The sequence below is a fragment of the Micromonospora sp. U56 genome, from assembly GCF_018070095.1.
Classification (GTDB): Bacteria; Actinomycetota; Actinomycetes; order Mycobacteriales; family Micromonosporaceae; genus Micromonospora; species Micromonospora purpureochromogenes.
The window spans coordinates 1-10,773 of sequence record NZ_JAGPYL010000170.1; the positions used below are offsets into that span (position 1 = coordinate 1).

Below are 10,773 nucleotides of genomic sequence, written 5' to 3' on the forward strand. Positions count from 1 at the left end.
CCCCGCCACGATCTCTGTTGCACACACATCGCGATCATGGCGGGGATGATCTATTTGTCGAGCACCGCCAATCGGCGCGTCTCGCTATAACCCTCAGCCCTCAACCGGTTACCCGACGGTCTCTGAGACGGGTGGCGTCAACTACCCCGCCCATGAATGGGCAGGCTTGCAGGTCAGTCCCCCTACTGGATGCAGGGTGATGCCGCGTGCGGACGGTTGACTGCGCCCCAACCCTCGACGCCACGCTGGGCGATGTTGAGGGCCGCGTTGTGATCGGCGTGGGCAACGACCCCGCACGACCGACAGTGGAAGGTTTCCTGGTCCGGCCGGTTCCGCTTGTCGCGGTGCCCACAGCCGTGGCACGTCTGGGAGGTGTACCGCGGGTCGACCTGGACCAGCGGTACACCTGCTCGGCGGGCCTTGTAGTCCAGGAAGCTGCCGAGCTGGTGAAACGACCACGAGTGCAGTGTGACCCGTTGGGGCTTGCGGAGCCGGACCCGTTCGCGGATCCCCGTCAGTTCCTCGACGGCGATGCCGCGACCGGTGCGTACAGCCTCGGTCACGATGGTCTTGGCGATGCAGTGGTTCACATTCGCGGCGTGCCGCGCTTCCTTCTTGTTACGCCGGGCCAGCAGCCGCCGAGCCGACTTAGTGCCCTTCTCCTGCAACCGCTTGCGCAGCCGCAGCTGCCGCCGACGGTAGCCGTTGAGCCGGTCACCGGCGTAGCCAGTGCCGTCGGAGTCGTAGGCGATGTTGGCGATGCCCATGTCCACGCCGAGGAAGCCGGACGGGTCGATCAGCTCAGGTTCGGCCACCTCGACGGTGGCGTACAGGAACCACATGCCGTCCCGGAAGATCAGGTCCGACTCGCCGGTCTTGCTGGTGGCGATCGCCTTGAGCTGGTCGGCGGACCCGGTATAGGCGACGCCCTTGAGCCGGCCGTGCGTGCTCCAGATGGACACAGTCCGGGCATCGGCCTGCCAGGACAGCATCCGGGCGTCATAGGGCTGGGCCGCGTTCCAGCGGAACACGACCGGGTTGGTCTCGACACTGCGGCGCCGCTTCGAGCCGGGCTTGCCGTAGTTGCCAGCCCGCAAGTTCGCCTTCAACGTGGCGTAGGCGTCGGAAACCTTCTTGATCACATGCTGAGCCGCCTGGGCACCCAGGGCGTAGTCGGCCCTGATCCCGGCGTAGACCTGCTTACGCAGGTCGTAGTTCCGGTACACCCCGGTCTCCCGGGCCACGACCGCCACGTCGGACGCCGCCCTGTTGCACGCGCGCAAGGTCGCCTCCAACGCCGACGCCTGCCCGGGCGTCGGCAGCAACTTCACCTGCACGACCAGCTTCACACGACCACCGTAGCTCTGGCCTATGTCACCCAGACGGACCCCAGAGCCGGATGTTCGCCGAGGTCGCTCCGTCGTCCACAACCTGCATGCCCACTTAGTCTTCACCACGAAGTACCGGCGGGGCGCGCTCACCGATGGCAATCCTCACTCACTGCCAGCAGATCATGGCCGACGTCTGCACCGACTTCCGCGCGGAGCTGCGCGCATTCAACGGCGAGGAAGAACACCTGCTCCTGCACTACCCGCCGGCCGTCGCACTGTCGAAACTGGTCAACAGCCACAAGGGCGTATCGGCCCGGCGACTGCGCCAGGAGCACGGACCGCACCTGCGCCGGGACCGGTGGGGCGTGGTCCCGTCGTACTTCGCCGCGTCCTGCGGCGGCGCACCACTCGCCGTGGTCAAGGCATACATCGAAACCAGAACGTCCCGCTCCATAACGGCGATCCTTTCAGCCCTGAAGAACCGGGGTTCCCGCCTAAAGCAACTGCTGAACCGATCCCCCGCACGTGGGGCCGGCGGACCGGGCGGACCGGCACGCGCGTGGCGCGGTGGACGGCCCGGGTCAGTCGGCCGACGGGCCGGGCAGCCCGGCGAGGAAGGTCAGTACCCGCTCCCAGGTCTGCTCGGCGGCCCCCGGGTCGTGGTCCGGCACGTCCGGGTCGGTGAAGAGGTGCCCGGCCCCCGGGTAGCGGAACACCTCCAGCCGCGCCCCCGCCCCGGTCATCGCCCGCTGCCACTCGGCGACCTCCTCCGGCGTCTCGTACTCGTCGGGGTCGGCGAGGTGCAGTTGCACCGGCAGGCCGGGGCGGACCGCGGCCGGGTCGGCGCCGGTGCCGTGCAGGAGCAGCAGCGCGGCGGCGTCGGGCCGCTCGGCCAGCAGCGCCCCGGCCACCCCCGCGCCCATCGACCAGCCGGCCAGCACCGTCTCGGGCGGCAACGGGGCCAGCGCAGCCTGGCCCCGCCGCAGCACCTCGTCGTGGCCGATCTTGTCGAACAGCGCGAAACCCGCCTCCACGGTGTCGGTGGGCGGCTCACCGTAGAGGTCGGGGGTGACGACGCGGTGCCCGGCCGCGCGCAACCGGTCGGCCTGGGCCAGCACGGCCGGCCGGAGCCCGTACACGGAATGGAAGAGCACGATGTGTGTCATCCGGTCATCGTGCCGGAGACCGCCGACAGCGGCGGCGCGCCGCGCGGTCAGCCCCCGGTCCCGCGGGCCAGCGTCCGGCTGCGGCCCCGGAACTCGGCGACCACCTCGTCACCCCGGGAGACGGTGACGTCGTAGATGCCGCTGCGACCGTAGCGGGTCCGTTCGGTGGCCCGGGCAGTCAGCAGATCGCCCTCGCGCACCGGGCGCAGGAAGCTGATCTCCCCGCCGGCGGCGACCGTGGCCGGGCCGTGGCTGTTGCAGGCCAGCGCGAAGGCCGTGTCGGCGAGCAGGAAGACGAAGCCGCCATGGCCGATGGCGTGCCCGTTGAGCATGGCCGCGGTCACCCGCATCCGGGCCACCGCGGCGCCGTCACCGGCGGAGACCAGCTCGATGCCCAGGGCGCGGGAGGCGACGTCCGCGTCGAACATGTCGTGCGCGGCGGTACGCCCCGCCGCGGCCCGGCCGTTTTCCGCCATCTCAGCCCACCCGCCGCTGGTCGACGATCCGCCGCATCTTGCCCGTCGAGCGCTCCACCCCGTCCGGCGCGATCACCTGCACCGCCACGCTGACCCCGATGGTGTTCTTCACCTGCTCCACCAGGGCCCGGCCGGCGCGGGCGGCCTCCTCGACGCCGACTCCGGTGCGGCGCTCCACCTTGACCGTCAGGGTGTCGAGCCGCCCCTCGCGGGCCAGCACGCACTGGAAGTGTGGCGACAGCGCGGGGGTACGCAGGATCAGCTCCTCGATCTGGGTCGGGAAGACGTTCACCCCGCGCACGATCATCATGTCGTCGGTCCGGCCGGTGATCTTCTCGATCCGGCGCATCGGCCGGGCGGTGCCGGGCAGCAGGCGGGTGAGGTCGCGGGTGCGGTAGCGCACCACCGGCATCGCCTCCCTGGTCAGCGAGGTGAGCACCAGCTCGCCCTGCTCGCCGTCGGGCAGCACCGCGCCGGTGACCGGGTCGATGATCTCGGGATAGAAGTGGTCCTCCCAGAGGTGCAGCCCGTCCTTGGTCTCCACACACTCGGTGGCCACCCCCGGGCCCATCACCTCGGACAGGCCGTAGATGTCCACCGCGTGCATGTCGAGGCGCTGCTCCATCTCCCGGCGCATGTCCTCGGTCCACGGCTCGGCGCCGAAGATGCCGACCCGCAGCGAGGTGGCGCGCGGGTCGACGCCCTGCCGCTCCATCTCGTCCACGATGGCCAGCATGTAGCTGGGGGTGACCATGATGACCTCGGGCTGGAAGTCGCGGATCAGCAGCACCTGCCGCTCGGTCATCCCGCCGGAGACCGGGATGACGGTGCAGCCCAGCTCCTCGGCGCCGTAGTGGGCGCCCAGGCCGCCGGTGAACAGGCCGTAGCCGTACGCCACGTGCACCCGGTCGCCGGGCCGCCCGCCGGAGGCGCGGATCGAGCGGGCCATCAGCCGCGCCCAGGTACGCAGGTCCTCGCGGGTGTAGCCGACCACGGTGGGCCGGCCGGTGGTGCCGGAGGACGCGTGCAGCCGCGCCACCTGCTCGCGGGGCACCGCGAACATGCCGAACGGGTAGTTCTCCCGCAGCTCCGCCTTGCCGGTGAACGGGAACCGGGCCAGGTCGGCCAGTTCCCGGCAGTCGTCGGGGTGCACGCCGGCCGCGTCGAACGCCCGTCGGTAGTGCGGCACGTTGTCGTACGCGTGCCGCAGCGACCAGCGCAGCCGGTCGAGTTGCAACGCACGCAGCTCGTCGACGCCGACCCGTTCGACGGGTTCCAGCTCCTCCGGCGAGGGGGTGCGGTCCTGCACGGTGCCTCCTGTGCGCGCGGGTACCGGCGCGGGTCCGCGCCGAGGCGACGTTGCGTACCGTACGCCCCCGCCCCGGACGGCCGTCCAGCGTGGCGAGGGTCGATGAGCCTGCTGCCCGATCACGCAGCGAAGCGGCACAATGGCGCAGGGTGGCACACGGCGTGGGAGGGTGGCGACGATGACGCGTACCGACACGGCACCGGCGGGCATCGGCGGGCGGGCGGCCAGCCGACCGGGGGTGGCCCCGGCGAGCCGGCGGGAGGACCTGGTCGCCGTCCTGCTCGGCGCGTGCCTGGTGGGCGGGGCGCTGGCCGACGGGTGGGCGCACACCAGCCTCCCCGTGACCATCGAGGGCTTCTTCACGCCGTGGCACGGCCTGCTGTACGCCGGCTTCGCCGGCAGCGCGGGGTGGATCTGCTGGCTGGCGTACCGGCGTCGGGACCGCGCGCCGCGGTGGTGGCGCGACGGCTGGCCGCGAGGGTACCGGGTGGGCGCGATCGGCGTCGCGGTCTTCGCCGCCGGCGGGCTGGCCGACATGGTGTGGCACGAGACGCTCGGGGTGGAGGTCGGGCTGGACGCCGAGTTCAGCCCCAGTCACCTGCTCCTCGACGGCGGGGCGGTGCTGCTGCTGACCAGCCCGCTGCGCTCCTGGTGGGCCAGCCGGGAGGGCGGGGCGCGCGCGGCTACCGGGGTGGCGTCGTTGGCGCTCGGCACGATGGCCACCACCATCCTGCTCGGCCACTCCTCGGCGTTCCTCAGCGCCGCCGCCACCCGGGAGACGGGGACCGCCGGTGCCCAGCAGGCCGCCGTCCTCGGCGTCGACGCGTACCTGGTCACCACGGTGGTCATCGGCGTGCCGTTCCTGCTGTCGCACCGCCGCCGGGCGACGCCCGGGGCGGCCACCGCCGTGGTCGCCGGGGTGGCGCTGTTCGCCCTGGTGATGTTCGAGTTCCCGGTGCCGCAGGCCTGGGGCGCGGTCGGCGCGGTCGCCGGCGCCGCCCTCGCCGACCTGGTGCTGTGCCGGTCGGACGCGGTACGCGGCCCGGACGCGGCGCTACGGCTGCCGGTCGCCGGCGCGGTGCTGGCCGCACTGGTCTGGGGTGGACATCTGGCCGGGCTGGCGCTGGCGGACGGGATCGGCTGGACGCCGGAGGTGTCCAGCGGGGTGGTGACGCTGACCGCGGTCGAGGGCGCGCTGCTCGGTGGGCTGGCCGCCCGCCCACTGCCCGACGGGAACTGATCACCGCGACGGGCCGGGCCCGCGCGGATGGTCCGGACGGGCCCGCCGTGGCCCGGCCGCTGTCAGGGGTTCTGCGGGTCCAGGTTCCGGTCCCGGAGCAGGGCGTCGAGCTTGGCCTCGATGCGCTCGTCGAGGAAGAACGCGCCGGTGACCAGGGCGAACGAGTACGCCTTCGGCCATCCGGGCTTGCGGAACGGCGGGCCGTCCGGCCGCCGGCGACCGCCATGGGAACCCTTCTTCTCCCCGTCCCCCGCCGCGCGTGTGCCGGCTGTGGTGCTGCTTCCCGCCATCACGAACCCCCTCTCGACGATCGTTGTCGCGCGGGTTGTGCCCCGACGCCGGTCAGTCGAAACCGACGCAGCGGCGCGGGCGGTACTCCACGGCGAATCGACGCAACCGCCGACGACCGTATGGTGGACCCGGTCGGGCAGGTCAGGCCCCTGAGCCCGGGGTCGACCGGCGGTCCGTTCACCGATAGGAGGACAGGTGTCAGCACCCCGGCGCATCGACCCCGACGTCGACCTGCGCGTACCCGCCGACCGGCGCGAGCTGGGCGCACACCCGGCCGCCGTGCTCGGCGCCGTCGCCGCCGGCGGGGTGCTGGGCGCGCTGGCCCGGGCGGGCGTCCAGGTGGCGCTGCCGCACCCGCCCACCGGCTTCCCGTGGTCGACCTTTTGGATCAACGTGACCGGGTGCCTGCTGATCGGGGCGCTGATGGCGGTGCTCGGCCGGCGCGACGCCGCCCCGCTGGCCCGCCCGTTCCTCGGCGTCGGCGTGCTCGGCGGGTTCACCACCTTCTCCGCGTACGTGGTGGACGCCCAGCGGGCGGTCACCGCCGGGGCGGCGCCGATCGCGCTGGCGTACCTGGCGGCGACGCTGGTCGCCGGCCTGCTGGCGGTCTGGGTCGGGGACGCGCTGGCCGCCCGCCTGCTGGACCGGGGCGCCGACCGGTGACCGTCCTGCTCATCGCCGTCGGCGCGGCGCTCGGCGCGCCGCTGCGCTACCTGACCGACCGGGCCGTGCAGGCCCGGCACGACTCACTGCTGCCCTGGGGGACCCTCACCGTCAACATGGCCGGTTCGCTGCTGCTCGGCGTGCTGCTCGCCGTGCCCGCCGGGCCGGCCGTCACCGCCCTGGTCGGCACCGGCTTCTGCGGCGCGCTGACCACCTGGTCCACCTTCGGCTACGAGACCCTGCGGCTGGCCCGCGCCGGCGCCCGGCGGCACGCGTTGGCCAACGTGCTGCTCAGCGTGGCCGCCGGGCTGGCCGCCGCGACCCTCGGCTACGCGCTGGGCCGGGCCTTGGCGGGCTGACGCCACCGGGGCCGCGGCGGGTGGGCCACGGCGACCGGTCCCACCCGTCCGGGGCGACCGGTCGGAGACTACGGAACCGGATCGGCCGGCCGGGCAGCCCCGGGCAGCCCGACCACCGGGCCCACCACGAAGACCGCCGGCGGCCGGACGTCCTCCCGGGCCGCCAGCTCCCCCACCTCGTCCAGCCGGGACGACAGCGACCGCTGACCCGGCTGGCCGGCGTCCTGCACCACCAGTACCGGGGTGTCGGCCGCCCGGCCGTGCTCGATGAGCACCGCCGCGATCTTCTGCACCGTGTCGACCGCCATCAGCAGCACCAGGGTGCCCCGGGCCCGGCCGAGCGCCGCCCAGTCGACCAGGGAATCCGGGTGCCCGGGCGGCAGGTGGCCGGAGACGACGGTGAACTCGTGCGCGACGCCCCGGTGGGTGACCGGCACACCGGCCAGGGCCGGCGCGGCGACCGCGCTGCTCACCCCGGGCACCAGCACCGTCTGCACCCCGGCCGCCGCGCAGGCCTGGACCTCCTCGTGGCCCCGGCCGAAGACGTACGGGTCGCCGCCCTTGAGCCGGACCACCCGCCGGCCGGCGCGGGCGTGCGCGATCAGGGTGTCGTTGATGGTGTCCTGCCCCATCGACGGCCCGCGCGGCACCTTCGCCGCGTCGACCACCAGCACCCCGGGGCGCAGCCCGGCGAGCAGGCCCTGCGGCGCCAGCCGGTCGGCCACCACCACGTCCGCGGCGTCCAGCAGCGCCCGCCCCCGTACCGTGATCAGGTCGTCCGGGCCGGGGCCGCCGCCCACCACGGCGACCTGCCCCGGGCGCAGGCCGGGGTCCTGGCCGGGCTGGTGGTGCCCGTGGTGGTGGTGCCCGTCGTGGTGGTGGTGATGGTGGCCGCCCACCGGGTCGTCGGGGTGGTCGTGCGGGGTCTGCGGCCGGCCCACCTTGTCGGCGAAGCCCGGCATCAGCACCCGGTACGCGCAGGTGTCGCAGTTCATCCGGATGTCCCCGCGCAGCGCCTCGACGTGCCGTTCCAGCACCAGGTCGGCCAGCGCGTCGCAGTCGCCGATCAGGTCGGCCACCCGCACGTCCAGGTCGGGGTGGGCGGCGGCGAACTCGGTCGACCGGGCGACGATCCGGTCCGGCAGCACCCCGGCGAAGAGGAAGTACGGGGCGACCACGATCCGCCGGGCGCCGAGCCGGCGCAGCCGCTCCAGCACCGCCGGCACGGACGGCTCGGCCAGGGAGACGAAGCCCGGTTCGACGCCGGCGTAGCCGCGCCCCTCCCAGAGCAGCCGGGCCACCTTAGCCACCTCGGCGTTGGCGTCCGGGTCGGTGGAGCCCCGACCGATCAGCGCCACCCAGGTGCCGGCCCGGTCGGCCCCGGCCAGGGCGGCGTCGATCCGCTCCGCCAGGGCGGTGAGCAGCAGCGGGTGCGGCCCGAGCGGCCGCCCGTAGCGGTAGGTCAGGCCGGGATGGCGGCCCTGCTCGCGGGCCAGCGCGGCGGGGATGTCGCCCTTGCCGTGCCCGGCGGCGGTGAGCACCAGCGGCAGCGCCACCAGCGACCGGTGACCCCGGCCGGCCAGCGCGCCGACCGCGTCGGTCAGCGGCGGGCGGGACAGCTCGATGAAGCCACCCTCGACGTCGCCGACGCTGCCGGCGGCGCGCCGCCGGACCCGGTCGACGAGCGCGGTGAACTGGTCGACCCCGGCCGCGCTGCGCGTGCCGGGCCCGACGATGACCAGCGCGGTCATGGCGCCTCCTCCTGGTACAGCAGGGCGTTGAGGGCGGCGGCCGCGACCGCCGAGCCGCCCTTCTCGCCGACGTTGGACACGGCGGGCAGGCCGCTGGCCCGCAGCGCCGCCTTGCTCTCGGCGGCGCCGACGAAGCCGACCGGCAGCCCGACCACCAGGGCGGGCGCCGCGTCGAGCGTGATCAGTTCGGCCAGCGCGGTCGGCGCGCAGCCGACCACCCAGACGGCACCCGCGCCGACCCGGTCCAGGGCGATGCGCACCGCCGCCGCGGAGCGGGTCAGGCCGGTGTCGCGGGCCAGCTCGGCGGCGGCCGGCTCGGCGACCGGGCAGACGATGTCCCGACCGGCCCCGGTGATCCCGGCGGCGACCATCCAGACGTCGGCCACGATGGGCGCGCCGGCGCACAGCGCGGCCAGCCCACCTGCCAGCGCCCCCTCGTCGCAGACCAGCTCGGTGACGTAGCCGAGGTCGGCGCTGGCGTGCACCACCCGCTCGGTGACCGCCCGGCTCAGCGGGGGCAGGTGGCGCAGGTCGACCCGGTCCCGCAGGATGCGGTACGACTCCCGCTCGATGGGGTGCACGACGCGGGTCACGTCCGCTCCTCGGCCGCGCCGCCGTAGCGCCGGTCGTGGCCGCGCAGCTTCCACAGCACCACCGCGCCGCCCCAGGCCAGCCCGAAGAGCCCCACCACCACGTAGCCGAGCTGTTCGAAGTGGTCGCCCAGCGCGGCGTACCCGGACAGCGCGGTCAGCCCGAACTGGTCGACCAGCAGGCTGGCCAGGTAGACGCTGGCAACCAACGCGCCGACCAGCACGGTCATCCCGGTGGTGGCCAGGTTGTACCAGAGCCGCCGGGCCGGGTGCCGGTACGCCCACGAGTAGGCGCGGGCCATCAGCAGGCTGTCGGCGGTGTCCATGGCGGACATCCCGGCGGCGAAGAGCAGCGGCAGGGTGAGCAGGGCCAGCACCGGCAGACCGCCGCCGGCGGCGGTGCTCGCCGACAGCGACAGCAGGGTGACCTCGCTGGCGGTCTCCAGGCCCAGGCCGAAGAGGAAGCCGATCGGGGCCATGTGCCAGGAGGAGCGCACCAGCGACCGGGCCCGCGAGCCGAGGATCCGGTGCACCAGGCCCCGGTTGAGCAGCAGCAGGTCCAGTTCGGACTCGTCCAGCGCGCCGGCCCGCAGCCGCCGCCACAGCTTCGCCAGCCCGGCCAGCACCGCCGCGTTGAGCACCGCCACCAGCAGCAGGAACGCGGTGGCGGTGGCCGCCGCGACCACCGCGCCGACCTCGCGGACCCCGGCCAGGCCGCCGTCGGTCATGGTGGCCGAGGCGAGCCCGATCACCAGGGCGAGCAGCAGCACCACCGCGCTGTGCCCGAGGGCGAAGAAGAAGCCGACGCCGACCGCGCGGCGGCCACGCAGCAGCATCAGCCGGGTGGTGTCGTCGATGGCGGCGATGTGGTCGGCGTCGAAGGCGTGCCGCACCCCGAGCGCGTACGCGAGGGCGCCGGCGCCGGCCAGCCCGCCGGCCGCCGCGGGCTGGTCGTTCCAGTACAGGTAGAGGCTCCAGCCGGCGACGTGCAGGGCGGCGACGGCGAACACGATGCCGCCGAGGCGTACCTGCTCGGCGCGGCTCCACCGCCCGATGGGCGGGGCGGCGTCCGGGGTCGAAGTCATCGGTCTCCTCGTGGTTCGGCGGTGGCGCGGATGGCGTCCACCGGGCAGATCTCCAGGCACTCCAGGCAGCCGGTGCAGCGGTCGTCGCGGACGGTGAGGCCGCCGGGGGTCGGCCGGATGGCGTGCGTCGGGCAGGTGAGCAGGCAGGCGCCGCAGCCCTGGCAGGCGCCGATGGTCACTGCCGCCACCGGTACCCCCGGGGCGTGACCATCCGGCCGGCGACCAGCCGGGTCCGGGTGCTGCCGACGACCACCACGCCGTACATGTCGACCAGGGCCGGGTCGAAGGTGGCCAGGGTGGCCAGGTGGACCCGTTCGCCGGCGCGGCTGGCGTTGCGCACCACGCCGACCGGGGTGTCCGGCGGGCGGTGCGCGGCGAACAGCTCCAGCGCCGCGCCGAGCTGCCAGTCCCGGGCCCGGCTGCGCGGGTTGTAGAGCAGCGCCACCAGGTCGGCCTCGGCGGCGGCGGTGATCCGCCGGACGATGACCTCCCACGGGGGGTGCAGGTCGGAC

General features: G+C 74.4%; 13 protein-coding genes and 1 pseudogene. 4 read left to right on the top strand and 10 right to left on the bottom strand.

The genetic code is table 11. From position 1 onward, the window contains the following. Window positions 1-182: 182 nt before the first annotated feature. Window positions 183-1,349, bottom strand: a complete 1,167-nt coding sequence (locus KBX37_RS31560; RefSeq protein ID WP_210779501.1) for an RNA-guided endonuclease TnpB family protein — start codon at window positions 1,347-1,349, stop codon at window positions 183-185. 22 nt (window positions 1,350-1,371) lie between these two features. Between KBX37_RS31560 and tnpA the strand changes: the two are divergent. Further along, window positions 1,372-1,765: pseudogene (gene tnpA / locus KBX37_RS31565) on the top strand (IS200/IS605 family transposase); the annotation flags it as partial. Between the two features lie 147 nt (window positions 1,766-1,912). Here the strand turns inward: tnpA and KBX37_RS31570 are convergent. The 3 genes from KBX37_RS31570 to paaK are packed head-to-tail and all read right to left on the bottom strand — an operon-like array spanning window position 1,913 to window position 4,282. After that, window positions 1,913-2,497, bottom strand: a complete 585-nt coding sequence (locus KBX37_RS31570) for a dienelactone hydrolase family protein (RefSeq protein WP_210779502.1) — start codon at window positions 2,495-2,497, stop codon at window positions 1,913-1,915. 47 nt (window positions 2,498-2,544) lie between these two features. Continuing rightward, a complete protein-coding gene (paaI, locus tag KBX37_RS31575; RefSeq protein WP_210779503.1) occupies window positions 2,545-2,973 on the bottom strand; it encodes a hydroxyphenylacetyl-CoA thioesterase PaaI in 429 nt (142 codons plus the stop codon). Window position 2,974: 1 nt separating this feature from the next. After that, the gene (paaK, locus tag KBX37_RS31580) at window positions 2,975-4,282 is read right to left on the bottom strand and encodes a phenylacetate--CoA ligase PaaK (RefSeq protein ID WP_210779504.1); all 1,308 of its coding nucleotides are present in this window, start codon (window positions 4,280-4,282) and stop codon (window positions 2,975-2,977) included. Window positions 4,283-4,460: 178 nt separating this feature from the next. Between paaK and KBX37_RS31585 the strand changes: the two genes are divergently transcribed. After that, a complete protein-coding gene (locus KBX37_RS31585; RefSeq protein WP_210779505.1) occupies window positions 4,461-5,522 on the top strand; it encodes a hypothetical protein in 1,062 nt (353 codons plus the stop codon). A 62-nt stretch (window positions 5,523-5,584) separates the two neighbouring features. Here KBX37_RS31585 and KBX37_RS31590 read toward each other — a convergent pair whose 3' ends face one another. Beyond that, window positions 5,585-5,812 carry a hypothetical protein gene (locus tag KBX37_RS31590; protein ID WP_210779506.1) on the bottom strand — a complete coding sequence of 76 codons (228 nt, stop codon included), beginning with the start codon at window positions 5,810-5,812 and terminating at the stop codon, window positions 5,585-5,587. Between the two features lie 184 nt (window positions 5,813-5,996). On the opposite strand from KBX37_RS31590, the gene KBX37_RS31595 reads away from it, so the two are divergent. After that, window positions 5,997-6,476, top strand: a complete 480-nt coding sequence (locus KBX37_RS31595; RefSeq protein ID WP_210779512.1) for a CrcB family protein — start codon at window positions 5,997-5,999, stop codon at window positions 6,474-6,476. Then, entirely contained in the window at window positions 6,473-6,835 is a 363-nt protein-coding gene (gene crcB, locus KBX37_RS31600) for a fluoride efflux transporter CrcB (RefSeq protein WP_210779507.1), read from the top strand. Before KBX37_RS31595 ends, crcB begins: the two co-directional genes overlap by 4 nt. 68 nt (window positions 6,836-6,903) lie before the next feature. Here crcB and cobA read toward each other — a convergent pair whose 3' ends face one another. From cobA to KBX37_RS31625, 5 genes are all read right to left on the bottom strand, one after another. After that, complete coding sequence (cobA, locus tag KBX37_RS31605) at window positions 6,904-8,586, bottom strand: uroporphyrinogen-III C-methyltransferase (protein ID WP_210779508.1); 1,683 nt, start codon at window positions 8,584-8,586, stop codon at window positions 6,904-6,906. Beyond that, the gene (locus tag KBX37_RS31610) at window positions 8,583-9,179 is read right to left on the bottom strand and encodes a precorrin-8X methylmutase (protein ID WP_210779509.1); all 597 of its coding nucleotides are present in this window, start codon (window positions 9,177-9,179) and stop codon (window positions 8,583-8,585) included. The genes cobA and KBX37_RS31610 overlap by 4 nt, the downstream gene beginning before the upstream one ends. After that, entirely contained in the window at window positions 9,176-10,261 is a 1,086-nt protein-coding gene (locus KBX37_RS31615; protein ID WP_247659373.1) for a HoxN/HupN/NixA family nickel/cobalt transporter, read from the bottom strand. Before KBX37_RS31615 ends, KBX37_RS31610 begins: the two co-directional genes overlap by 4 nt. After that, the gene (locus KBX37_RS31620) at window positions 10,258-10,449 is read right to left on the bottom strand and encodes a 4Fe-4S binding protein (protein ID WP_210779511.1); all 192 of its coding nucleotides are present in this window, start codon (window positions 10,447-10,449) and stop codon (window positions 10,258-10,260) included. The genes KBX37_RS31615 and KBX37_RS31620 overlap by 4 nt, the downstream gene beginning before the upstream one ends. Continuing rightward, on the bottom strand, window positions 10,437-10,773 hold a 337-nt coding region (locus KBX37_RS31625; RefSeq protein ID WP_247659374.1), incomplete at its 5' end, for an SAM-dependent methyltransferase. The genes KBX37_RS31625 and KBX37_RS31620, both read right to left, overlap by 13 nt.

Bases quoted from the DNA above. Each gene is read 5' to 3' on its own strand.
- KBX37_RS31570 (WP_210779502.1), bottom strand. From the start codon at position 2,497: ATGACACACATCGTGCTCTTCCATTCCGTGTACGGGCTCCGGCCGGCC.
- paaI (WP_210779503.1), bottom strand. From the start codon at position 2,973: ATGGCGGAAAACGGCCGGGCCGCGGCGGGGCGTACCGCCGCGCACGAC.
- KBX37_RS31585 (WP_210779505.1), top strand. From the start codon at position 4,461: ATGACGCGTACCGACACGGCACCGGCGGGCATCGGCGGGCGGGCGGCC.
- KBX37_RS31590 (WP_210779506.1), bottom strand. From the start codon at position 5,812: ATGGCGGGAAGCAGCACCACAGCCGGCACACGCGCGGCGGGGGACGGG.
- cobA (WP_210779508.1), bottom strand. From the start codon at position 8,586: ATGACCGCGCTGGTCATCGTCGGGCCCGGCACGCGCAGCGCGGCCGGG.
- KBX37_RS31615 (WP_247659373.1), bottom strand. From the start codon at position 10,261: ATGACTTCGACCCCGGACGCCGCCCCGCCCATCGGGCGGTGGAGCCGC.